Source organism: Nonomuraea sp. NPDC049158 (assembly GCF_040648335.1).
In the GTDB taxonomy this organism is placed as follows: domain Bacteria; phylum Actinomycetota; class Actinomycetes; order Streptosporangiales; family Streptosporangiaceae; genus Nonomuraea.
The window spans coordinates 1-23,808 of sequence record NZ_JBEZDM010000048.1; the positions used below are offsets into that span (position 1 = coordinate 1).

At 67.9% G+C, this 23,808-nt stretch carries 20 protein-coding genes; 5 read left to right on the forward strand and 15 right to left on the reverse strand.

The features are described 5' to 3' along the window. Nucleotides 1–520: 520 nt before the first annotated feature. Nucleotides 521–1,483 carry a ParB/RepB/Spo0J family partition protein gene (locus AB0B61_RS51200; protein WP_358448578.1) on the forward strand — a complete coding sequence of 321 codons (963 nt, stop codon included), beginning with the start codon at nt 521–523 and terminating at the stop codon, nt 1,481–1,483. 1,174 nt (nt 1,484–2,657) lie between these two features. Here the strand turns inward: AB0B61_RS51200 and AB0B61_RS51205 are convergent. The 4 genes from AB0B61_RS51205 to AB0B61_RS51220 form a co-directional block, all read right to left on the reverse strand. Beyond that, complete coding sequence (locus tag AB0B61_RS51205; RefSeq protein WP_358448579.1) at nt 2,658–3,074, reverse strand: RNA polymerase sigma factor; 417 nt, start codon at nt 3,072–3,074, stop codon at nt 2,658–2,660. A gap of 1,129 nt (nt 3,075–4,203) precedes the next feature. Beyond that, nucleotides 4,204–5,256 carry an aminotransferase class V-fold PLP-dependent enzyme gene (locus tag AB0B61_RS51210; protein ID WP_358448581.1) on the reverse strand — a complete coding sequence of 351 codons (1,053 nt, stop codon included), beginning with the start codon at nt 5,254–5,256 and terminating at the stop codon, nt 4,204–4,206. A 286-nt stretch (nt 5,257–5,542) separates the two neighbouring features. After that, nucleotides 5,543–6,499, reverse strand: a complete 957-nt coding sequence (locus tag AB0B61_RS51215) for a D-alanine--D-alanine ligase (RefSeq protein WP_358448583.1) — start codon at nt 6,497–6,499, stop codon at nt 5,543–5,545. Between the two features lie 166 nt (nt 6,500–6,665). After that, entirely contained in the window at nt 6,666–7,898 is a 1,233-nt protein-coding gene (locus tag AB0B61_RS51220; protein WP_358448658.1) for a PLP-dependent aminotransferase family protein, read from the reverse strand. A 268-nt stretch (nt 7,899–8,166) separates the two neighbouring features. Between AB0B61_RS51220 and AB0B61_RS51225 the strand changes: the two genes are divergently transcribed. Beyond that, the gene (locus AB0B61_RS51225) at nt 8,167–8,784 is read left to right on the forward strand and encodes a GNAT family N-acetyltransferase (protein ID WP_358448585.1); all 618 of its coding nucleotides are present in this window, start codon (nt 8,167–8,169) and stop codon (nt 8,782–8,784) included. 94 nt (nt 8,785–8,878) lie between these two features. On the opposite strand, the gene trxA is transcribed toward AB0B61_RS51225, so the two are convergent. From trxA to AB0B61_RS51265, 8 genes are all read right to left on the reverse strand, one after another. Continuing rightward, nucleotides 8,879–9,193: a thioredoxin gene (trxA, locus tag AB0B61_RS51230; RefSeq protein WP_225300927.1), complete on the reverse strand. Its 315-nt coding sequence runs from the start codon at nt 9,191–9,193 to the stop codon at nt 8,879–8,881. A gap of 10 nt (nt 9,194–9,203) precedes the next feature. Next, nucleotides 9,204–10,136, reverse strand: coding sequence for a thioredoxin-disulfide reductase (trxB, locus tag AB0B61_RS51235; protein ID WP_358448659.1), 933 nt, complete (start codon nt 10,134–10,136; stop codon nt 9,204–9,206). Between the two features lie 160 nt (nt 10,137–10,296). Beyond that, nucleotides 10,297–11,178 carry a zf-HC2 domain-containing protein gene (locus AB0B61_RS51240; protein ID WP_358448587.1) on the reverse strand — a complete coding sequence of 294 codons (882 nt, stop codon included), beginning with the start codon at nt 11,176–11,178 and terminating at the stop codon, nt 10,297–10,299. Next, nucleotides 11,168–11,803: an RNA polymerase sigma factor SigM gene (gene sigM, locus AB0B61_RS51245; protein WP_358448589.1), complete on the reverse strand. Its 636-nt coding sequence runs from the start codon at nt 11,801–11,803 to the stop codon at nt 11,168–11,170. Before sigM ends, AB0B61_RS51240 begins: the two co-directional genes overlap by 11 nt. 16 nt (nt 11,804–11,819) lie before the next feature. After that, nucleotides 11,820–13,334, reverse strand: a complete 1,515-nt coding sequence (locus AB0B61_RS51250; RefSeq protein WP_358448590.1) for a protein kinase family protein — start codon at nt 13,332–13,334, stop codon at nt 11,820–11,822. Between the two features lie 166 nt (nt 13,335–13,500). After that, nucleotides 13,501–15,114 (reverse strand): murein biosynthesis integral membrane protein MurJ, encoded by a 1,614-nt coding sequence (gene murJ, locus AB0B61_RS51255; protein WP_358448592.1) that lies wholly within the window; start codon nt 15,112–15,114, stop codon nt 13,501–13,503. Further along, nucleotides 15,111–17,234 (reverse strand): DUF6049 family protein, encoded by a 2,124-nt coding sequence (locus tag AB0B61_RS51260; protein WP_358448594.1) that lies wholly within the window; start codon nt 17,232–17,234, stop codon nt 15,111–15,113. The genes murJ and AB0B61_RS51260 overlap by 4 nt, the downstream gene beginning before the upstream one ends. Nucleotides 17,235–17,281: 47 nt before the next feature. Further along, nucleotides 17,282–17,806 (reverse strand): YbaK/EbsC family protein, encoded by a 525-nt coding sequence (locus tag AB0B61_RS51265; protein WP_225300933.1) that lies wholly within the window; start codon nt 17,804–17,806, stop codon nt 17,282–17,284. A gap of 149 nt (nt 17,807–17,955) precedes the next feature. On the opposite strand from AB0B61_RS51265, the gene AB0B61_RS51270 reads away from it, so the two are divergent. Continuing rightward, nucleotides 17,956–19,377: a CCA tRNA nucleotidyltransferase gene (locus AB0B61_RS51270; protein ID WP_358448660.1), complete on the forward strand. Its 1,422-nt coding sequence runs from the start codon at nt 17,956–17,958 to the stop codon at nt 19,375–19,377. 36 nt (nt 19,378–19,413) lie between these two features. Here the strand turns inward: AB0B61_RS51270 and AB0B61_RS51275 are convergent, their stop codons facing one another. Beyond that, entirely contained in the window at nt 19,414–20,703 is a 1,290-nt protein-coding gene (locus AB0B61_RS51275; RefSeq protein WP_358448596.1) for an MFS transporter, read from the reverse strand. A 91-nt stretch (nt 20,704–20,794) separates the two neighbouring features. Between AB0B61_RS51275 and idi the strand changes: the two genes are divergently transcribed. Further along, nucleotides 20,795–21,397 (forward strand): isopentenyl-diphosphate Delta-isomerase, encoded by a 603-nt coding sequence (gene idi, locus AB0B61_RS51280; RefSeq protein WP_358448598.1) that lies wholly within the window; start codon nt 20,795–20,797, stop codon nt 21,395–21,397. Nucleotides 21,398–21,433: 36 nt separating this feature from the next. Here idi and AB0B61_RS51285 read toward each other — a convergent pair whose 3' ends face one another. Together AB0B61_RS51285 and AB0B61_RS51290 are read right to left on the reverse strand one after the other, a co-directional pair. Further along, the gene (locus tag AB0B61_RS51285) at nt 21,434–22,513 is read right to left on the reverse strand and encodes an inositol-3-phosphate synthase (protein WP_358448600.1); all 1,080 of its coding nucleotides are present in this window, start codon (nt 22,511–22,513) and stop codon (nt 21,434–21,436) included. A 13-nt stretch (nt 22,514–22,526) separates the two neighbouring features. Beyond that, nucleotides 22,527–23,108 carry a PadR family transcriptional regulator gene (locus tag AB0B61_RS51290; protein WP_357655325.1) on the reverse strand — a complete coding sequence of 194 codons (582 nt, stop codon included), beginning with the start codon at nt 23,106–23,108 and terminating at the stop codon, nt 22,527–22,529. 133 nt (nt 23,109–23,241) lie between these two features. Between AB0B61_RS51290 and AB0B61_RS51295 the strand changes: the two genes are divergently transcribed. Next, nucleotides 23,242–23,628: a DUF5318 family protein gene (locus AB0B61_RS51295; protein WP_358448601.1), complete on the forward strand. Its 387-nt coding sequence runs from the start codon at nt 23,242–23,244 to the stop codon at nt 23,626–23,628. The last annotated feature ends 180 nt before the right edge of the window (nt 23,629–23,808 follow it).

Below are 23,808 nucleotides of genomic sequence, written 5' to 3' on the forward strand. Positions count from 1 at the left end.
GGACACCAGCACGCTTGATCAAGAAGTAGTCAACTACGAAGAGGTGGGGACTTCTACATGGCCACCAGCGGCGACACCCACTTGGCCGTTGACACCCCGACAGCCCCGTGGAGGCCTTGCAGGCGAGGTAAGGCCCGCAGGCACACCGGAGGCCACTCACGGGACCGTGGGCCGCTCACCATGCTCTCGAAGTCCGCGCAACGCACACTCACAGGGTCGTGATGCGGATTATCGACAAGACGACGTCCGAGGAGAGCGCGGCATGCGGCGGTGCCCACTCGCTCGGACAAACCCCCACACTTCCACTCCAAGATCCGAATCTCTCCGAACGATCTTTCTTCACGGCCAAACCCAGGGGGTGGAGGGCCCGCGGAGTGCATGCCTGGTCGGATGTGTACGCCTGAGGTTGTGGCGGTGTAAATCCGGAGGAACCGCGTGTGGCGAGCGGGCACCCTGTTGCGTCGACGACGGTAACCTCTCCTGGAGTGACCGGCATCGGCCCGGTGGATGAGGAGAAGCAGTGAGTCAGCATCGGCGGGGACTGGGCAAGGGACTCGGGGCACTCATCCCGACCGGTCCCATCGTTGACAACACCGGGACAGTCGCCCCCACGAATGGCGCAACGGGGGAGACCGCCGGCCCGAGGCCGATTGCCGGAGCGTACTTCAGAGAGATCGCCCTCAGCGCGATCGTCCCCAACCCACGTCAGCCGCGTGATGTCTTCGACGACGAGCGCCTCGTTGAGTTGTCCGCGTCCATCCGCGAGGTCGGTCTACTGCAACCGATCGTCGTGCGCTCGGTGGGTGGCGGCAAGTACGAGCTGATCATGGGAGAGCGCCGTTGGCGCGCCTGCCAACTGGCCGAGCTCGATCCGATCCCCGCGATCGTCCGCAACACCCAGGACGACGAACTCCTCAGAGACGCCCTGATCGAAAACCTCCAGCGCGAGCAACTCAACGCCTTGGAAGAAGCCGCCGCGTACCAGCAGCTCCTCGACGACTTCCGGGCGACACACGACCAGCTCGCCCAGAAGGTCGGCCGATCCCGTTCCCACATCACCAACACCCTTCGCCTGCTCAACCTCCCGCCGGAGGTTCAGCTCCGCGTCGCCGCCGGCACCGTCAGCGCCGGCCATGCCCGCGCCCTCCTCAGCCTCGATAGCCCGGAAGAGCAGATCCAACTGGCCAAGCGGATCGTCGCCGAACTCCTCTCGGTCAGAGCCGTAGAAGAGATCGTCTCTCTCGGCAGCTCAAAGGCGGCCCCCAAGACCACCCGCGACCGCCAGCCCAACAAGCCGACCGCACCAGGCCTGGTCCACCTCGCAGACCGCCTCTCGGACCACTTCGAGACCAAGGTTAAAGTCGACCTCGGCCGCCGTAAGGGACGCATCGTGGTGGAGTTCGCGACGATCGACGACCTTGAGCGCATCATCGGCACCATGGCTCCCGAGGCCGCCCGCGCCATGAAGGACACCGAAGACTGACCCCTGTTTCACGTGAAACCATTAGCCGTTTCACGTGAAACCATGGCCCCTAAGGCGCGGCGTCGCCTGGGGAACGACGGCGAGCGCATGCAGAAAGCCCGGCCGCGACATCAGCGAGGTGCTCGCGATGTCAGTGACCGAGGCCGAGAAGCCCTTCGGCGCCGACGAGGCGCGTACGCCGGGGCCCGCTGAACCCGATCTCCGATCTCTGATCTGTGGATGTCCGCCGGAGTAGCTCGTGTTTCACGTGAAACACCACCAGCTCCAACTCCACCAACCGCCGCCACTCGTAAGGAAAGTCGCCGAGCTTCGAGCGGCAATCTCGATGGACGCCCGGAGCGGCAACCCGAGCAGACGCCCGGAGCGGCCACGCGCAGGCCTTGCCCGGCCGGTCGACGATCTCGCGTCCCCGAGCAGACGCCCGGAGCAGACGCCCGGAGCGGCCACCCGAGCGGCCACCCGGAGCGGACGCCGGAGCGAGGCTCCCGAGTGAACCCCCCGAGTGGACCCCCCGAGTGGACCCCCCGAGTGGACCCCCCGAGTGGACCCCCCGAGTGGACCCCCCGAGTGGACCCCCCGAGTGGACCCTCCGAGTGGACCAGCGGACGCCGGAGCGAGGCTCCCGGTGGCCACCCCGAGCGGGCTCCCGAGTGGCGTGTCGGCGGCACCTGTGCGCGGGCCTCCTTAACCCCGGTTACCTGACCTTGCAGGGCTTCGGCGGTGTGGGCCGAGACGCGATCCACCCTGTCTCAGGCGCCTGCGCGGTGTAGTGAGTCAGGATGTCGCCTCTGGAGCCGCCCGGCACACAACTGGCCCGCGCCAGCGTGGCGCCGGTCTCCATGTCCAAGAAGGTGCGCGTGTACGCGGGGAGCGACTTCGATCCCCACGAGCGCAGAAATCAGGTTGGCCACCAGTGTGACTGCTATGACCATCGCGGTCGTGGCCACAGCCGAGCCCACCGCCCACACCCACACTCGCGTGCGGCAGCGGCCGGTGGCGAGGCGGGAGCGCGCGCCGTCACCGGCGAGGTGGCGTGAGCGGCGAGGAAGGCGCGAGGGGCGAGGTGGCGTGAGCGGCGAGGTGGCGTGAGCGGCGAGGAAGGCGCGAGCGCGAGCGACCACCTCGGGCGAGGGCGGAGGCCCCGTCCGGCAGTGCCCGGGCGAGCAGTTCGAGCTCATCCATCGATGTCCTCCTTCAGCGCGCCGAGCGCCGCGCGAAGATGCTTGCGTGCCCTGTTAAGGCGGGACGCGACGGTTCCGTAGGGAATGTCCAAGGCGGAGGCGACCTCGGCGTGGCTCAGGTCGCCCAACGCGATCAGCAGCACCACGTCGCGATCGCGCTGCTTCAGTGCGGCCAGCGCCCCCGCGAGCGGACCGGTGAAGCGCGCGGCGTCCACCCGATCGAGCACTCGGTTCAGTGCGGGATCCTCGTGGCCGTCCCAGTCACGCTCCGCCGCGCGGCTGAGTGCCTTCCACCGCGTGGTCTCGGTACGGCGGTGCCGTGCGACCAAGTTGGTAGCGATGCCGTACAGCCAGGGCCTGACCTCTCCCACATCTGGGTCGTATTCGCCATGCAACGCCGCGAGGAACACCCCGGCGGCGCTAGGTCATCAGCGTCGTCCGCAGGCAGGCGACGGGCGATGTACCGGTGGATCTCGGCGAAGTAGCGGTCGAAGAGATCGGCCGGAACCGCCGGTTGATCTCTCCCGCTACGCGTGTTGTACACGATCACACCTATTTCTTGTCGCGACGGTGAGAATGCCTTCACGCGCGCTGATCCACATCACCCGGGAAGCCGGCCCGGCCCATCCTCCGGGCGCCTGAACCAACCAAGCTCACCAGTGCTCATGATGATCTACTCCCGGACATCTACTCCCGGACATCTACTCCCGAAGGTTGCGTCCCTTCCCGCCGACAGGAAGAGCACCCCTCCCCGCTGTTAGGAAGATTTGAGCAACCCCTCGTGAAACCGTTCAGGCCAAGGTGTCAGACCGCAGCTCATAACTTGCCCCGGCCCGCCAACTTCATCCGGGAGGGACGCTTCCCGTCGCCCACCGTCTCCCTCGCTCGCGGGACTACGCCAGCTCATAACCTGTCCCGGCCGCCAACTTCATCCGGAAAGGACGCTTCCCGTCGCCCACTGCCTCCCTCGCTCGCGGGGCTACGCCGCCATGGGCGGTGTTCCACCCAATGGAGGATCAACGATCCCGTTGCGCGTTTCCGATGTGGGCGAGCAGGAGCCCGGTGCGGACCTCGCCGAGCTGCCCGGTTTCGACCGCCGGTTTCGACCGCCCGGCTCATCCTGGGCAGCATGGCCGCGCTCTGCGGGATGTCATCCATGGACGTTCCGCCTGCGGAGGGTGCTGTGAATGGGTTGCCGTTGTGCTGGCGGGTGGATGGTTTCACGTGAAACAAGGGCGTCGGTGGTGCGTCCGGCGTCCGGCGTTCGACTGAGTCTGGCGACGCCCTGCTGCGAGGCCGCGGGGCCCCGAGGCCGCGAAGCTGCCTCGGGCCAGAGGTCGAGGCCAGAGGTCGAGGCCAGAGGTCGAGGCCAGAGGTCGTCCTGATGCCAGGTCGTGAGCAACTGCTTGGCGGCCACCGTCGGCTTGGTCACCTGGCGCGACTGCGCGGCCGGGGGAGGGTTGTTTCACGTGAAACCGTGGGCTGCGGGCTTGTGGAGTGCGTGGGCGGGGAGCTCACGCGATTGTCCGGCCCAGGGGATCAGGGGATCACGAGGGACTTGCGGATGTCATCGAGGAAGTCGTCTATGTGGTCCGGGGTGGTGTCGAAGGCGGTCATCCAGCGGACGGTGCCGGCGGTCTCGTCCCAGTAGTGGAACAGGTAGCGGGTGAGGAGGGCGGCCGTGGCTGGTTTGGGGAGGGTGGCGAAGACGGCGTTCGATTGGACGGGGTAGGCGAGGGTGACGCCGGGGAGATCGGCTATGCCGTTGGCGAGGCGGGTGGCCATTTCGTTGGCGTGGGTTGCGTTGTGGCGCCAGAGGTCGTTCGTGAGGAGGGCCGAGAGTTGGGTTGAGACGAAGCGCATCTTGGAGGCCAGCTGGAGGGACTGGCGGCGGAGGAAGGGGATGGCGTGGGCGAGGGAAGAAGAGGAGAGGACTATTACTGCTTCAGCTGCCAACGCGCCGTTCTTGGTGCCGCCGAAGCTGAAGATGTCTACGCCGACTTCCGTGGTGATGGCGCTGAGGGTGGTGTTCAGGTGGGCGGCTGCGTTTGCCAGTCTGGCGCCGTCCACGTGGAGGAGTAGGCCGGCGGCGTGTGCCGTATCGGCGAGGGCGGCGATTTCTTCGGGGGAGTAGCAGGTGCCGAGTTCGGTTACCTGGGAGATGGAGACCACGCGGGGTTGGGAGTTGTGGTGGCTGCCCACGATGTCGAGGCGTGTGGTGATGTCCTGGGGGCGTAGCTTGCCGTCGGCTGTTGGGGTTGTCAGGAGCTTTGCGCCCAGTAGGCGTTCTGTCGCGCCTGTTTCGTGGGTGGCGATGTGGGCGGTGTCGGCGCAGATGATGGCGTCGTAGCGGCCGAGCATGGGTGCGAGGCCGACCATGTTGGCGCCGGCTCCGTTCAGGACGGCGAAGCCTTCCGCCCCAGGGCCGAAGACGTCCTTGATGTGGTCCTCGAAGGTTGATGTCCAGCGATCGCCACCGTAGGCGGGTGCGTCCCCTTGGTTCGCCGCAGCCATGGCTTCGAGGATGGTGGGGTGGACGCCTGCGTGATTGTCGCTGGCGAAGCTCTTGGGATAGGTCGAATCGATCGGCACTTGCCCAGGCTACTTTTGATGTTGGATCGCGAAGGCTAAGGGGGCGTGGTCCCGGGGTGCCGGGCGGGGAACCCGGGAACCCGGGAACCCGGGGGTCCGGGGTCCGGGGGTCCGTGAAAAGACGGGCGGACGAGAGAAGGCGGGCGGACGGGAGAAGACGAACACCGGGCGTGCGAAGGCCAGACAGGTCAGCGGCCAACGCTGCAGACCCGGAGGCATGGGTCGTGCCTCAGGGTTGAAGGCGGCGTGAGGTCAGTGCCAGGGGAGCGCGGGGGACGCGTGGACGTCAAGCGTGTACGCGGGCGGCGGCGTTCTGGAGGAGGATGCGACACAGGTCGCCCAGGTCTTGGCCCGCAGCCTCCGCGGCCATCGGTAGCAGCGACGTCTCCGTCATCCCGGGAGCCACGTTGACCTCCAGGAAGTGGGGCTGGCCTGAGGCGTCGACGATGAGGTCGGTGCGGGAGACGTCGCGGAGGCCCAGGGCGGTGTGAGCCTTCACGGCGGTTTCGGCGCAGGCGGCGGCTGCTTCGGCGGAGAGGCGGGCGGGTGCGAAGAACTCGGTGTGGCCGGCGGTGTAGCGGGCCGCGTAGTCGTAGACGCCCTCGTCCGGGACGATCTCCACGGCGGGCAGAGCGATCGGGCCGTTGCCCAGGTCGACGACCGAGACCGCCACTTCGACACCTTCCACGTAACGCTCGATCAGCGCCGTGTCGCCGTACGCGAAACAGCCGACCATCGCGGCCGGGAGCTCTTCGGCGGTGCGGACGATCGAGGCGCCCAGGGCGGAGCCGCCGCGGGCGGGCTTGACGAACAGGGGGAGGCCGAGATGTTCGACGATGCGGCCCAGGACGACCGTGGCGCCGAGGTCGTGGAAGGTCTCCTTGGGCAGGGTGACCGACTCGGGGGTGCGCAGGCCGACCGAGCGTACGACGCCCTTGGCGGTGGGCTTGTCGAAGGCGACGCGGCAGGCGTCGGGGTCGGCGCCGACATAGGGGACGTTCAGCAGTTCGAGGATGGAACGGATGGCGCCGTCCTCACCCGCGCCGCCGTGCAGCGTGACGAAGACCGCGTCCGGTGGGTCGGCCAGGATGGACGGCACGAGGGACGCGTCGGTGTCGCGGGCCTCCACGTCGATGCCCACCGCCCGCAGCACCTCACTCACCCGGCGACCAGAGCGCAGGGACACCTCCCGTTCGTAGGAGAGGCCCCCGGCCAGCACGAGCACGTGGCCCAGATCGCTCATTTGTTCTCCTCCGCTGATCGCACGCTGTCCAACCGTACCGGGGCTGGGGTGGAATGGTGTACGGCAGGCACTTTCTACCGTGCGGGCCATGACCAACGGAATGCATAGATATGCACTGCGAGGGAGAGCCGGCGTCCCAACCGAGACGCCGGCAGGCGAGAGAGGATCAGGCCAGGTCGGGCCCGGGCGTGTCCACGCCCGCGTGCCCCCGAGCCGACCCCGTCCCGAACGTGTCCCGCAGCTGGATCTCCTGCTCGATCACTCCAGCCAACCTCCGGACCCCTTCCCGGATCCGATCCGGCTCAGGGAAACAGTAGGACAGCCGCATCTGCCGAGCCCCACTCCCATCGGAGAAGAATCCGGTCCCTGGCACGAACGCCACCCGCTCCGCCACCGCCCGCGGCAGGATGGCCTTCGAGTCCAGGCCCTCCGGCAGCGTCGCCCACACGAAGAAGCCCCCGGCCGGTCGTGTCCAGGTGACCTCGGGGGGCATGAGCGCCGAGAGCGCGTCGAGCAGCGTGTCGCGTCGCTCGCGATAGAGCTCCTTGAACGATTTGATCTGCTCTTCCCACGGCTGCGTGGCGAGGTACTGGCCCACGGCCAGCTGGGTGAAGGACGAGTGCGACAGTACGGCCGACTCCATCGCCAGCACGAGCTTGTCGCGGACGGCGTGCGGCGCCAGCGCCCAGCCGACCCGGAACCCCGGGGCGAGCGTCTTGGAGAACGACCCGAGATAGACCACGCCGTCGGGATTGTCGGCCCGCAGCGCGCGCATGGGCTCGCCGTCGAAGCCGAGCAGCCCGTACGGGTTGTCCTCGATGATCAGTACTCCGGCCCGCTGGCAGATGTCGAGCACCTGCTGCCGCCGCGCCAGGTTCAGGGTGACACCGGCGGGGTTGTGGAAGGTCGGGATCGTGTAGAGGAACTTGATCGGGGCGCCCGCGGTCTCCAGCGCGTAGATGGTCTGCGCGAGCGACTCGGGAATGAGGCCCTGATCGTCCATGGCGATATGCACCACTTTGGCCTGGTACGCGGCGAAAGTGCCGAGGGCGCCCACGTACGACGGGCCTTCTGCCAGCACCACGTCACCCGGGTCGATGAAGATCCGGGTGACCAAATCAAGCGCTTGCTGCGAACCTACGGTGACGACCACGTCGTTCGCCCCGGCCTGGATCCCCTCCAGCCGCATCACGTCGCAGATCTGCTCGCGCAGGTGCGGATCGCCCTGGCCGGAGCCGTACTGCAGCGCGACGGGACCGCGCCTGGTGACCAGATCGGACACCAGCTCGCCGACCATGTCGAGGGGGAGGGCCGTGACGTACGGCATGCCGCCGGCGAGCGAGACCACCTCGGGCCTCGACGCGACGGCGAAAAGAGCTCGGATCTCGGAGGCGACCATCCCGGTAGCTCGTGCGGCGTACCGATCGACGTAGGCATCGATGCGCGACCCTTGGGTCGCGGGCGTCTGACCGTGATCCAGCTCTCCTGTCACGGTCCACCTCCTTGGTGTCATTTGTCGCTGAACTACCAGATTACGGTAGTCGGACATGTCGGCTGTGACCGGGCTCGACCGTCGTGCTACCCGATGGCGGGGCGTCACTGGGCTACGATGCCAGCTGGAGACGCGTTTTTCGCGCGCTTTTCCGGGTCAACGATTGGGGCCGTAGTTGTCGCGTCGGCTGGTCAACATCACCCTGGACAATCTGGACGATCTGCCGCGCCGCTGCCGGCGGTGCGTCTTCTGGGAGCTCGACCCGGTCAGCGGGGAGCGCGCGATCGACTCCGGTGGTCCAGAGCTGGAGAAAGAGGCATGGCTCTCCGGCACACTGCTCGAATGGGGCAGCTGCGGCAAGATCGTGTACGTCGACGGGGTGCCCGCCGGATTCGTCGTCTACAGCCCGCCGCTCTACAGCCCCCGCTCGGTGGCCTTTCCCACCTCACCGGTCAGCGCCGACGCGGTGCTGCTGATGACCGCGCACATCATTCCGGAGTTCTCGGGCGGCGGTCTGGGCCGGATGCTGATCCAGGGCGTGGCCAAGGACCTGACGCGACGCGGAGTGAAGGCCATCGAGGCGTTCGGCGACCTCAAGTGGGAGGAGCCGAGCTGCGTGGTTCCGGCTGACTACCTGCTTTCCGTGGGCTTCAAGACGGTACGCCCGCATCTGCGGTTCCCCCGGCTCCGGCTGGAGCTGAAGACGGCCGTCTCGTGGCGCGAGGACGTCGAGGTGGCCCTGGAACGCCTACTCGGCTCCATGAGCCCGGAACGCGCCCTTCGCCCCGTCTGACGCCTTCTCAAGGACGCTGCGGCCCAAAGGGCCAAACAGACAGAAGCCCCCTGGGCGCACCAGGGGGCTTCCAACTGCAACGCTGCGGGCGTCGTCAGATGATGCCTTCGAGCTCGCGAAGCAGCATGGCCTTCGGCTTGGCACCGATGATCTGCTTCACGACCTCTCCACCCTTGTAGACGTTCAGGGTGGGGATCTGGAGCACACCGTAGTCACGCGGGACATCCGGGTTCTCGTCGATGTTGAGCTTGACGATCTCCAGCTTGTCGCCGTGCTCCTTGGCGATCTCCTCGAGGATGGGCGATACCTGACGGCATGGGCCGCACCACTCGGCCCAGAAGTCAACGAGGACGGGCTTGTCGCTCTTGAGGACCTCGGCCTCGAAGGTGGCGTCGGTTACTGCCTTCACGGTGCGCTCCTTAGTTTTCGTTCGAGGCCAGCCAGCGCTCGGAGTCGAGTGACGCCGAGCAGCCGGTGCCAGCCGCGGTGATGGCCTGCCGGTAGATGTGGTCGACGACGTCGCCCGCGGCGAAGACGCCGTCGACGTTGGTCGCCGTGCTGGGCGCGTCGACCTTGACGTAGCCGTCGTCGTCGAGGTCGATCTGGCCCTTGACCAGCTCGCTGCGCGGATCGTGGCCGATCGCCAGGAACAGCGCGTCGGTGGCCAGCTCGCATTCCTCACCGGTCTTGAGGTTGCGCAGCTTGACGGCCTCGACCTTGTCGGCGCCGAGGACGTCGACGACTTCGGTGTCCCAGATGAAGCGGATCTTGTCGTTCGCGAACGCCCGCTCCTGCATGATCTTGCTTGCCCGCAGTTCGTCACGGCGGTGCACGACGGTGACCATGCGGCCGAAGCGGGTCAGGAACGTGGCCTCCTCCATCGCGGTGTCACCACCGCCGACGACCACGATGTCCTTGTTGCGGAAGAAGAAGCCGTCACAGGTGGCACACCAGGAGACGCCTCGCCCGGACAGGCGCTTCTCGTTGGGCAGGCCCAGCTCGCGGTAGCCGGAGCCCATCGCCAGGATGACCGACTTGGCGTAGTAGGTCTCGCTGTGGGTCTTGATCACCTTGGGGTTGGCCTCAAGGTCCACTTCGAGTACGTCGTCCGCGACCAGCTCGGCGCCGAACCGCTCGGCCTGCTTACGCAGGTTGTCCATCAGATCGGGGCCCATGATGCCGTCGGGGAAACCGGGGAAGTTCTCGACATCGGTGGTGTTCATCAGCGCGCCGCCCGCCGTGACCGAGCCCTCGAAGACCAGCGGCTTGAGCTCGGCGCGCGCGGAGTAGACGGCCGCCGTATATCCAGCGGGGCCGGATCCAATGATGATCACGTTACGCACGTCGCTCAACGCTCTCACGCCTTCCTAGTCTGCTCTTGCCTGTCGCCTCAACAGATCCTAGGCCGCCGTGATTCCCGGCCCCGTCCTCAACGCACGCCGAAACCGAAAGAGCCCGCCGAAGCGGGCTCTGACGTGGACGTCAACACATGCGCATCAAGGGATCAACGAGCTACCAGCGCCCCACCATCGGCTTACGCAGGTTCTTGCAGTTGAACGGGTCGACGATGTCGATGCGGAGCGTCTTGGCCGACTTGTTCTTCCAGGAGGTCATGATGATGGCCTCCGACCCGTTGTACTGGCCCTGGTCGACCGCGAAGACCTTGAGCTTCGTACGGTCCGCCACCCGGCTGACGCACTTGTTCACCACGGCGATGTCCGAGGAGCCGCCACCCACTATGGGCGCGGGCCCGAAGAGGCCTTCGAGCGGCTGGCGCAGCTCCTCGTCGCTGTAGTTGTGCCCGCTGTCGGTCAGCGCGTACGCCCTGGGCCGCACATCCGCCTTGGGCGGCGGCGATGACGCCTGCCCGGTCTGCAATTGCTTCCCACTGGCGATGGTGCCACCACCACCGCCCGCGAGCATGCTGGTGGAGAGCACCACGGTGCCCACCACAGCCGCCGCGGCAGCAGCGGCGACCGCGGGCATCGCCCATCGGCGCCGTCGTGCGGCCGTGCGTTTGGCAGGGACGATGGTGCCGTCGTCGGAGACCACTCCGAGGCGTACCGGCTCCGGCTCCCGCGGTGACTGCTCCCATGGGGAGTCCCGCATGAGCTCATCCCAGTTGGGGGGTTCCGCCAGGCCGACACCTCCCCCGCGCGCGGATCCCGCTTCGGCGGCCAGAGCCTTGTCGATGCGCAGTGCGACTCCCATCGGCATGGCCGGTGTCGGAGTCGCCGCGAGCACCTCGCGAACCGCTGCCAGGTCGGCCAGTAGCTCCCCACAGGGGTCGCATACCGCGAGATGCTCGCGGACCTGGCGGGCCGTGCCAGCGTCTAGGAGACCCTCGGCCAACTCGGCCAGGATTTCCAGATCGTAGTGCGTATCACCCGTCACGAAGTTCTGCTCCCTTCGCGGATGAGACGCGACTGAGGTCCGATCGGTTCCGCAGATGCGAAAGAATTGGGGCAAGTTTCGCGCGCCCCCGCGCGCACCGGCTCTTCACCGTCCCGCTGGGCACTTCAAGCACCTGAGCTGCGTCTTCGACCGAATAGCCCATCATGTCGACGAGAACCAGCGCGGCCCGCTGGTCGGTCGGAAGCAGTTTCAGCGCGGCCGAAACCTCCATCGAAACCTCACGCTCACCCGTCTGGTCGGGCATCGGCGTGTCACGCTCGGCGGCCTCGATGAGCTCGTCATCGGCGACCGGTCTGACGGACTTGCGGCGCATCCGGTCGAGGCAGGCGTTCACCACGATCCGGTGCAGCCAGGTCGTGACCGCGGCCTCGCCGCGGAACGTGCTCGCCTTCCGGTAGGCGGAGACGAAGGCGTCCTGCACCGCGTCGGCCGCTTCGTCGGGATCGCCCAGCGTGCGCAGGGCGACGGCCCACATGCGGTCACGGTGTCTCTTGACGATCTCGCTGAAGGCGTGAGGATCCCCGTTGATGTGCGCGGTCAGCAGCTCGGCGTCGGTGACGGCGGGCCGATCCGCGGAGGAAGGTGGCTCGGGTGGGGAGTTCACAAGAGGGATTCCTGGGTTATGCCGATCCGGGAGAATGCACCACTACTTCATAGATGGTGCCATGAAACTTGCCCGCATCTGCCGGAAGACGGGTAAACCAGATCAAAACGTACTTGCCGCTTGCGGCTTGATCAGGCTTCAAGGTGATCTTTCCGGACCCGTTCTTCTCCTTGGCGACGGTCTTCAGCGAGCCCAGCTCGGGCGAGTCGCCGACCTTCAGCTCGACGCTCGCGCCCGATGTATCGGCCAGCGTAGCCACCACGTCGCCGATCGGCATGCTCTTGCCCATATCGAGCAGCAATCCCACGCCGGCCTTGAGGTTGCCCAGGTCGGCGCTGTTGTAGTTCTCCGTTTTCCAGAGCGTGCTGGGCTTGCCGTCGATGGCGAGCGGCGCCATCTCGTTCTTCTCATCGCGGTCGGCGAGCGGATCGAAGCCGGTCGCCTTCTCCGGCTTCACGACGACCATCGGCTGCGCCGACGCGGAGGCCGAGGTGCTCGGCGAGGTCTCCGCCTGCGGGGCGTTCGGACTGCCCAGACTGCGGCCGATCGTCCAGGCCCCGACGCCGACCGCGGCGATGACGAGCAGCACCACGACGGTCATCAGCACCCGGTTGAGCATGCTGCCGCCGCTGGGCGCGCGGGGCGGCATGGGTCTGGGCTGCGTCGGCAACGGCGGGCGCGGCGGGCGCCGATCGGTCTCGATGCCCTCGGAGTGCGAGGCCGACTGCACCGCCGGCGTCTGGGGATAGGCCATCGGGATCGGCATGGGCCGGGCGACGTTGGCGAGCGCGTCGGCGATCTCGGACGGGCTCGACAGGGCGGCCTGCCCCTTGCGGGACTCGGGCAGGCAGGACCTGATGGTGACCGCGTCGAGGTATCCGGGCACTCCGGCGGTGACCTGGCGGGGCGTGCAGAAGTGCCCGTCGATCATCGGCGCCGTGGGCAGGCCGCCCTCTTCCTCGTCGCCCGGCCAGTGGCCGGACAGCCCCGCGTACAGCAGACGGCCCAGCCCCTCGGCGTCGTCGAGGGCGGGCTGGTCGGTGGTGAGGCCGGACAGGGCGGCGTCGACCGCGACGCCGAGCACCTTGACCGTGTTACCGGTCGTCCACACCAGGTGCGCGGGGCGCAGGCACAGGTGGTAGAGGTCGGCCTCGTGCGCGTGGGTCAGCGCCTCGGCGGCCTCGGCGACCAGGCCGGCGGCCCGCTCCGGCTCCAGCGGGCCGGCCGCGAGCAGGTCGGACAGGGTGTCGCCGGTGACCCACTCGCTGACCACGTACGAATGATCGTCGTGCTCGGCGGCGTCGAACACCTGCGTCAGGCGCGGATCGGTGAGCCTGCTGGCGGCGCGGGCGGCCGTGACCACCTCGTGGACGCGGGGAAAGTCAGGGGAGAAGGTGTGGACCGCGACGGGCCGGGCGAGGATCTCGTCGATGGCCTTCCACAGGGTGGCTCCATCGGACTCGGTGACCCGGTCTTCCAGCCGGAAGCGTTCGGCGAGACGGGTGCCGGGTTCGACCGACGACGTGCTCACTGACTGACTCCGCTCGGCCGCTCGGGGGTGCTCATGACTCGACTCACCTGCGTGGGGGTGTACCACGAAGGCACGCTATGCCGGGTGGATCCGCCCACGCCCCTCCTGCTTCCATTCGCGCCGTGTCGGCACCATGCTAGTGCCGCGCCGGTTCCACCCGCGTTCCTTACCTGCCTACCCGCCCGGCAACCATCCCAACGATCGAGTTGATCTCCGGGATGCGCATGCGATGGGCCACACCCAGATACAACAGCATGCCCAGACCGCCGCCCACAGCCAAGGCGATCACCGAGTTGAGGAAGGTGAGCCCGCCGAACACATCCTGAACCGCCCAGACGGCCACCAGCGCCAGCGCCGCCGCGGGCAGTGCGGACAGGTACATCCTCGTCAGAGCCATCCCGATCTTCCAGCCACCCAGCCCCTGGACCCGGCGGGCGGCGAGGATCCAGGCCCCGCCGGCCCCGATCGTGTAGGCGACGGCATAGGCGAAGGCCAACCCCATCACCGTGTATCGGGCCGGCAGCAGGACGTTGAAGACTACCATCAGCAGCGCGTTGACCGCGGTCGTCGCCGCGCCCACGTAAACGGGCGTCCGGGTGTCGCCGAAGCTGTAGAAGACCCGCAGCAGCAACTGGAAGATCGAGAACGGCACCAGCGCCAGGCCGTAGACCTGCAGCACATTGCCGATGTAGATGGCCGCGTCAGCCGAGGTGACGCCGTGGGCGTACAACGGCACAGTGATCGCCGGGCCGAGCACCATCAGCAGCAGCGAGACCGGGACCATCACCGAGCTGATCAACCGCACGCTCGACCCGAACTCGGTGCGGACCTCGCCGAGCTGCCCGGCCTCGACCGCCCGGCTCATCCTGGGCAGCATGGCCGTGATCACCGAGACGCCGATGACGCCGTAGGGCAGCTGGAAGAGCTGGAAGGCCAGGGTGTACGGGCTGATGCCGTGGCCGGGCACCGCGTCGCCCGCCGCGCTGGACAGGTTGGTCGTCAGCATGAAGCCGAGCTGCGTGACCACCACGTAGCCGATGGTCCAGATCCCGGCCCGGCCCATCTCGCCGAGCCGCGCGTTGCGCACGTCGAAGCGCGGGACGAAGGAGAACCCGATTCGCTTGAGCGCGACGATCAGCACGGCCGCCTGGGCCACGATGCCCGCCGTTGTGCCCAGGCCGAGCAGCGCGATCTGGCCGTTGGTGACCAGGCCGATGTCGCCCCCCGTCTTGCCGGCCACCACCATGTAGAGCACGAGCACACAGATGACCACGAGGTTGTTGATCACCGGCGCCCACATGGGAGCCGCGTAACGGTCACGCGTGTTGAGAATGGCCCCGGCCACCGCGCCGACACCGAAGAAGGCCAGCTGCGGCAGGATGAACCGGGCCAGCAACACCGCGACCTCGAACTTGCGGCTGCCGGGCAGCCAGTCGGTGGTGTAGAGGTCGATGAGCAGCGGGGCCGCCAGCACGGCGAGCACGGCGACGACCAGCAGCGCGGCCGTGGCCAGCGTCATGAGGCGCTGCTCGTAGGCCCGGCCGCCGTCGTAGTCGCGCTGCTGCGCCTTGACGATCATCGGCACCACGACGCTGCTGAGCACGCCGAGCAGCAGCAGGTCGAGAATGCTGTACGGGATCGCGTACGCGGCGTTGTAGGCGTCACCCATGGCGAAGGTGCCGATCGCCGAGGCGAGCACCATCGTCCGCACGAATCCCGTGACCCTGGACACCATCGTGCCCGCCGCCATGATGGCGCTGGCCCGCAACATGCGGCTCATACGGTCTCACTCTCCCGGCTCTTGGCGGCCCGAGCGAGCCGTTGCTGCGATCTGCGCCGAAGCACCCGTGTCACGACCGCGGCGAGCATGACCGCCAGCGCCGCCCCGACGATGACCAGGGCGATCCCCGTGTAGCCGGTGGTGCGGATCGTCAGCTTGACGGGCTTGCCGTACGGCAGACCGTCCCTGGTCGTCAGCTGGACGCTCACCGTGGCGTCACCGCTGGTCGTCGCGTTCATCGGCACCTGGACGCCGCCGTTCTGATCGTTGGGGATCGTCAGCAGCTTCTTGACCGGCGTGGTGTCGATCTGGAGGACTCCGGGGTTGTTGCTCTTCACGTCGATGTAGAGAGCGATCGTCTCACCGATCGAATTCTTCACGCTGATGGGCACCTGGCCGTTGCTTCCGGCCAGCTGGCGCAGCTGGTCGGGGGCGGCCCCGGTGATCGAGATCTTGTTCATCTGGGTCTGGACGGCCCCGTCGACCAGCTTGGTGGCCGCGCGGCCCGCGCGCGTGTTGTTGCGCCAGGACGAGGAGAGCATCCTGAGCACCGCGGCGTCGAAATCGGAGTGCGGCTTGGGCTCCGCGGCGATCAGGGCGGTGAGCTGCGCCTTCTCGGTGACGTTCTTGAGCGGGGCGAGGTATTTGGCGCTGAGCTCGTCCTTGCGGTCCTGGTCGGTGTAGGTGAGCCCGGCCCTGGGCACGGACGCCTTGCTCGGCTTGAGCGAGTCGAGCGAGGTCAACCTCAGCCACGGCAGCCGGTTCGCGGTATTGAGCAGGCTGTTGACCAGCTTCGGGTTGGGGTCCCAGCGGCGCGAGGGTGCGATGACCAGCGACCGGGGACTGATCTGACCAGGCTCGGCGGCGACCATCGCGGTCTCGGCGATGAAGCGCTGCTTGCTCAGGAAGACCGACTCCGGCGTGGTGGAGTCGGGCTCGAAGGTGCGCGTGAGCTCCGCGTCGGCGACCAGCGCGGTGACCGGCCCCTGGACGCTGTCGAGCGTGGTGACGGCGTCGGGCGTGAACGCGACCGGCGGCTGCGGCGGCAGGTTCGTGGAGTTGAGCAGGACCCGGTCGACCTTGGCGACGGAGAGCAGGTCGAGCGCGTCGGGATCGAGCACGCCCGCGACCGGCCAGTTCGTCGTCAGCGACACGTCGCCGCGCTTGAGCAGCTCCGTGGCGACCTGGCCGCCCATCGTGATCGCCGTGGCGGTCTGGCCGTCCAGCCCCTGGTGGGCGAGCGCGGCGACGTCGGGATCGGCGTACGGCGTGGCCACGACCGGGGAGGAGGCCAGCGCGGTGCGCAGCGAGTTGAGCCACTGCGCGGCGTTGGGGTCGGCGGCCTGGTCCTTGCCCTTGAGCCGGTGCTTGCGGGACAGAGCCTGCGCGTCGTCGAGGAGCGCGGGGTCCACGAACCAGGTGACGCTCTTGGGCGCCGTGGCGGCGATGCCGGCCAGCTCGGCGAGCCGGCCCTTGCCGGTCAGCTGCGTGCCCAGCTTGTCGTCGACGAAGTTGTCGTTCTCGGCGCGATGCGTCTGGTCGATGATGGGCAGCGCGATGGCCAGCCGGTTGCGCGGCGGTTTCTGCGGGGTCGGCGGCGCGTACGTCAGGTAGGTGCGCTGCGGCGTGGTGATCGGCGCACCGAACCGGGCCACTTCGACGGAGATCGGATAGACACCGAACGACCGCAGCCCGAGCTGCACGGGCGTCGCCAGGAGCTCGAAGGTCTTGGAGGCACCCGCCTCCAGCGCCGGGATGTCCATGAAGGAGACCTGCGTAGAGAGCCTGCGAGGCAGGGTCGCCGGGTTCTGGTCGGCCTGGTAGGCGGACATGATGGCCCGGTCGGTGAACCTCTGCTCCCAGTAACGCAGCTGAACCCGCAGGCTGGTCATCGCTTCGGCCGTGTCGTTGCGGACCACTCCGGCGATCTTGATCTGCGTGGTCTGGCTCGTAGGAACGTCGGGTGTGATGGACGTGATCGACACGTCCATCGACTGCCTGCTCGCCTTCCCGGCGGCTATGCCCGGCGTCTTCGTGGCAGCAGTACTCGGCGTCGTCGCGGCCATGGGCGCGAGCAACGCGGCGGACAGTACGGCGAGGAGCGTGACCTTACGGATCACGCGTCCGCCCGAGCTGGAGTACGACGCACGCCCGCAATGGTACGGGCTCAGTGCCGTATCGCGACCGCCTGGCGGGATCCTCTGGGCCTTGGGATGCGCAGGTTCACCGTCTTGCCGGGCAGGAGTGTCAGCAGGTCAAGGGCGCGCATGGTGAGGGCCGTGTGGCGTTCCCCGGTGGCTGTGAAGATCGCGTCGGCATCGGGGCGCAGGCGGTCGTCAACCGCCACGGCCACGCCCTCGGGCAGCAGCAACGGGCTGACGAGCCCGGCCGCGTAGTCGGTGACGGAATTGACCAGAAAGTCGGGGGCGGGGCGTACCTCCCGTACGCCGAGCGCGCCGCAGACGGCCCCGGCCTGCGGTGGGTCCGAGACGGCGGAGACCACGGCGACGACGACCTCGCGGCCGATTCTCGTGGCGACCTCGAACACCGTGACCGCCACGCACCGCTCGGGCGCGGCGGAGACCGCGTCGGGCAACTCGTCCACGCAAGTCATGGGGCGCGGAAGGCGTACGATCTCATGATGGACCTGGTGTGCGAGGAGCCAGCGGTGGATCGCGAGGGCGTCCTTCATAGAAGACCTCCTGGCCTGGTTCCATGGCCCCCGACGGTCCCCTGACCGACGGTAACCCCGACTCGATATTGCTCGGGGGATATGTTCCGGAATCAAAGGACCTACCCAGCTTGTCCGACTCAAATCTGACCGAAAGCCAGCAGCGGGCCATGACCGACCTGTTCCGCAAGATCGCTCCGGTGGCCGACGAGCTCGGCCGGTTGTTCGCCGCGCATGGGCACGAGCTGGCCCTCGTCGGCGGCCCGGTGCGCGACATCCTGCTCGGCCGCGTGGGCAACGATCTCGACCTGACCACCGATGCCCGGCCCGAACGGGTCCTGGAAATGGTCCGTGATTGGGCTGATTCGGTATGGACGATCGGCATCGACTTCGGCACGGTCGGCGTGCGGAAGGGCGGCTCGCTGCTGGAGATCACCACCTACCGCAGCGAGTCGTACGACCCGAAGTCCCGCAAGCCGGAGGTCATGTACGGCGAGACGCTGGAGGCCGACCTGGAGCGGCGCGACTTCGCGGTCAACGCGATGGCCGTGCGGTTGCCGGGGCACGAGTTCATCGACCCCTACGGCGGCCTGACCGACCTGTCGGCCAAGCTGCTACGCACGCCGGGCACGCCCGAGCAGTCCTTCGACGACGACCCGCTGCGCATGCTGCGCGCCGCCAGGTTCGCCTCGCAGCTCGGCTTCACGGTCGACGCCAAGGCCCTCGCGGCGATGACCGACATGGCGGAGCGCATCGAGATCGTCTCGGCCGAGCGCATCCGTGACGAGCTCGACAAGCTGACCTGCGGCACCTACCCGCGCGAGGGCCTGCGCCTGCTGGTCGAGACCGGGCTGGCCGCGCACGTGCTGCCCGAGCTGCCCAAGCTGCGCCTGGAGATCGACGAGCACCACCGGCACAAGGACGTCTACGAGCACACGCTGACGGTCCTCGACCAGGCCATCGCCCAGGAGGACGACGGCAAGCCCGACCGGATCCTGCGCTGGGCCGCGCTGCTGCACGACATCGGCAAGCCCAAGACGCGGCGGCACGAGGCGGGCGGGCGGGTCTCCTTCCATCACCACGAGGTGGTGGGGGCGCAGATGGCCAAGAAGCGCATGTCCGAGCTCAAGTTCCCCAAGGACGTGGTGGCCGACGTGTCGCAGCTGGTGGAGCTGCACCTGCGCTTCCACGGCTACGGCACGGGCGAGTGGACCGACAGCGCGGTGCGCCGCTACGTGCGCGACGCCGGTCACCTGCTCGACCGGCTCCACAAGCTGACCAGGGCCGACTGCACGACGCGCAACAAGCGCAAGGCGACCGCGCTGTCGCGTACGTACGACCAGCTTGAGGAGCGCATCGCCCGGCTGGCCGACGAGGAGGAGCTGGCCAAGATCCGTCCGGAGCTCGACGGCAACGAGATCCAGCGGATCCTCGGCGTCGGTCCCGGTCCGATCGTCGGGCGGGCGTACAAATTCCTGCTGGAGCTCCGCCTGGACAAGGGGATGGTCGGCAAGGAGACCGCCACCGAGGCGCTGCTGGAGTGGGCGCGGGAGAGCGGTGCGTCACCCGCCGACGACACGGCGCCGGCCTGATCTCAGCAGGAGGCCGTGGCGCGGCGCCCCGGATGATCAGCGGGAGGCCGTGGCGCGCGGCGTCGGGATGATCATCCGGTAGATCAGGGCGCCCGCCAGGTAGCCGGCCGTCACGATCACCACGGCCGTGTAGGACTTGCCGTTGGCGGGCAGGATCGCCGCGGACAGGGCGGCCGCCAGCACGTACATGCCGTTGAAGAGCATGTCGTAGATCGAGAAGGCGCGGCCCAGGTAGGCGTCCTCCACGTCGCGCTGGACCGTGACGTCGGCGCAGATCTTGACGCTCTGCCCGGCGATGCCGAGCACGAACCCGGCGATCGGCAGGCTCCACGGCTGGAACGGCACGACCAGCACCGCGGTGAGCACGCCGGCGATGACCAGCGCGATCGGCACCCACCGCTCGATCGTGAACCGCGCGGTGGCCCACGGAGTGACGATCACCGCGAGGAAGAAGCCGACGCCCGAGGTGGCCACGACCAGGCTGAGCCCACGCAGCGCCACCTCGGAATCGCCGCCGGAGAAGTAGTAGCGGTAGAGAATGATGCCGAGCGCGGTCGCCATGCCGTACATGAACCGGTGTGTCGCCATCGCGCCCATCGTGGCGGCGGCCGTGCGGTGGCCCACCAGGTGCTTGGCGCCGTCGGCGAGGCCGATGAGCACGTTGCGTACGGCCTCGCGGGCCTGCGGCCGCTCGGGGTCGAAGGAGGGGCCGAGCAGCGAGCGCTCCATCGTGCGGGCGATCAGCGCGCTCATCCCGGCGACCACGCCCGAGACGGCCAGCAGCAGCGCCACGCCGAAGTCGCCGCTGCCGAACAGCTCCCGCAGCAGGAACCCCACGCCGGCGCCGAGGAAGGTGAAAACCGTGCCCGAGGTGGGCGTGACCGCGTTGGCGGCCATCAGCCGGTCCTCAGGCACCACGTGCGGCAGCGACGCGCCGAGGGCGGCCAGGAAGAACCGGTTGGCCGCGAGCACGCCGAGCGCGGCCGCGTAGAAGACCGTGTCGGGCACGTCGGCGGCGACCAGCGCCGCCGCCACGACCAGCAGCGCGCCGCGCACGAGCGGCGCGACGACGAGGATCTGCCGCCGCGACCAGCGGTCGATGAAGACGCCGACGAACGGGCCCAGGATGCTGTACGGCAGCAGTAGCACGGCCAGCCCCGCGGCCACCTGCAGGGCCGTGGTCTGCGTCTCCGGACTGAAGAAGGCGAAGCCGACCACGGCGAACTGGAAGACCCCGTCGGAGAACTGGGAGACCAGCCGGGTGGCGAACAGCCGTCGGAAGTCCCTGCCCTTCAGGACCACGCGAAGATCGGCGACGAATGACACGCAGTCAGCCTACTTCCGCCCGATTCACAGGTTGGTACAGCAGGCAGTCATTCGTCGCCAGTGGCCAACATGATCACGTACGCTTCGTAGCGTGACGAAGGAAGAACACGTGGTGTTGGTCGACGGCGACGGCAACGCGATCGGCACCGCTCCCAAGACCACGGTGCACGGCCAGGAAACCCCGCTCCACCTGGCGTTCTCCAGTTACGTCTTCGACGAGGACAGCCGCGTCCTGCTCACCAGGCGCGCCGCGCGCAAACTGACCTGGCCGGGCGTGTGGACCAACAGCTGCTGCGGTCACCCGCTCCCCGGCGAGCCGCTGGACCAGGCGGTCATCCGCAGGCTGTCCTACGAGCTCGGCCTGACGGTCGAGCGGGCGGACCTCATGCTGCCGGCGTTCACCTACCGCGCGGTCATGCCCAACGGCATCGTCGAACACGAGCTCTGCCCCGTCTATCGCGTGACGGTCGACACTTCCGCCATCCCGAATCCGGAAGAGGTTGACGAAATCCGGTGGATGCCCTGGAAGGAGTTCGCGGACGGCGTCTTGAGCACCTTGCTGGCGATCAGCCCGTGGTGCCGCGAACAGGTCCCCATGCTGAACGAGTTGGGCACCAACCCCCTGGACTGGCGCCCGGCTCCGACGGAGGAGCTGCCTCCGGCCGCCCGAAGCGCTGCCCATGACGCTCTGTGAGGCGCCGCGCGGAGCGCACGGCGCCGCACCACGGACCTATCTGTCGACCTCGCCGCGGATGAACTTCTCGACGTAGTCGCGCGCGTCGTCGTCGGAGTACTGGACCGGCGGCGACTTCATGAAGTAGGAGGACGCGCTCAGGATCGGCCCCGCGATCCCCCGGTCGAGGGCGATCTTGGCGGCCCGCACCGCGTCGATGATGATCCCCGCCGAGTTGGGCGAGTCCCATACCTCCAGCTTGTACTCCAGGGTGAGCGGCGTGTCGCCGAACGAGCGCCCCTCCAGCCGCACGAAGGCCAGCTTCCGGTCGTCGAGCCACGGCACGTGGTCCGACGGGCCGATGTGCACGTCGGCCTTGGCCATCTCGTGCGGGATCTGCGAGGTGACCGACTGCGTCTTGGAGATCTTCTTCGACTGGAGGCGCTTGCGCTCCAGCATGTTCATGAAGTCCATGTTGCCGCCGACGTTGAGCTGGTACGTGCGCAGCAGCTCGACCCCGCGGTCCTCGAACAGCTTGGCCAGCACGCGGTGCGTGATGGTGGCGCCGACCTGCGACTTGATGTCGTCGCCGACGATCGGCACACCGGCCTGGGTGAACTTCTCCGCCCATTCCGGGTCGGAGGCGATGAACACCGGCAGCGCGTTGACGAACGCCACCTTGGCGTCCAGCGCGCACTGGGCGTAGAATCGGTCGGCCGCCTCGGAGCCCACCGGGAGGTAGGACACCAGGACGTCCACCTGGCTCTCGCGGAGCACCTGGACGACGTCGACCGGCGACTCGTCGGACTCCTCGATGATCTCGCGGTAGTACTCGCCAAGTCCGTCGTAGGTATGACCACGCTGGACGATCACCCCGGTGGGCGGCACGTCCGTGAACTTGATCGTGTTGTTCTCGCTGGCGCCGATCGCCTCGGACAGGTCGTGGCCGACCTTCTTGGCGTCGACGTCGAACGCGGCGACGAACTCGACGTCGCCCACGTGATAGTCGCCGAACTTCACGTGCATCAGGCCCGGCACCCGTGTGGCCGGGTCGGCGTCCTTGTAATAGTGAACGCCCTGAACCAGTGACGCCGCGCAGTTGCCAACACCGACAATGGCCACGCGAACCGAACCCATCGCACTCGCTCCCTTACTCATCAGTTGATCTCTCGGGGTTCTCCTCAGAGGAGCCCCGTCTCTCTGTCGCGATCAGCTCGTTCAGCCACCGCACCTCGCGTTCGACCGATTCGAGCCCGTGACGTTGCAGTTCGAGCGTGTAGCTGTCGAGGCGCTCCCTGGTGCGGGCCAGGGCGGTGCGCACGCTGTCGAGGCGTTCCTCCAGGCGGCTGCGGCGGCCTTCGAGGATCCGCAGTCTCACCTCCGCCTCCGTGTGCCTGAAGAACGCGAAGTGGACGCCGAAACTCTCGTCCTCCCACGCGGACGGCCCTGCCTGCGTCAGCAGGTCCTGGAGCCGTTCCTTGCCCTCCGCGGTCAGCTTGTAGACGATCTTCGAGCGGCCTCCGACGATCGCGGCGGGCGCCGGCTGCTCCTCCACGATGAGGCCCTGTTCCAGCAGTGAGCGCAGACAGGGGTAGAGCGACCCGTAGGAGAAGGCGCGGAACATGCCCAGCAAGGCATTGAGCCGTTTGCGCAGCTCATAGCCGTGTAGCGGCGTCTCGTGCAGCGACCCGAGCACGGCCAGCTCCAGCACTCTGCCCTGTCCGCTGGCCACTGGAACCGCCCCCTCTCACGTCGATGTATCGAGCCGATACATCCCGATGATACGTCGCGCCGCTATATCGCCGCAATTAACGACTTTGCCAAGGCGTTGGGAGGATTCAGCAAAACGCCGTAGTCTGGCGCTCATGTGGTCACTGGGAAAGGTGGTGGACTACGGCCTTGCCAAGCGGGCGGTGGTCGGCTCCCTGCACCCCAGGCGTACGTCGCCTGGGGATATTCGTGACGCACAGCCGCACCTCCTTCGCGCGGCGCGCCACTTCGGCGAACCGACCGAACACCTCTGCCCGGTGTGCGAGAGGGAGAACGTCACCAACGTGACCCACGTCTCCGGGGAGTCCCCGGAACGCCATGCCGGTGAGGCAAAGGTCGCGTCGGAACTCGCCGATATGGCCCATGATTACGATGAGTTCCGGGTGTACGTCGCCGAGGTCTGTCAAGGTTGTTCCTGGAACCACCTGACGGTGTCGTTCGTCCTCGGCAACGGACCGCCGGACCGCGTCGGGCGACCGTAGAAGACCGAGGACGGCGAAGGAGCCCCACGCCCATCCGCCGTGCTATCCGACGACGTTGTGAGGACGTGTGAGTAACAGCAGCAATGAGGGGACGGCTCGGCCTGGAAGGCGCCGTCGCTCCAACTCATCCCGTTCTGTGCCCCAAGACAACTCGCCGCAAACTGGCGAAGCGGGCTGGGG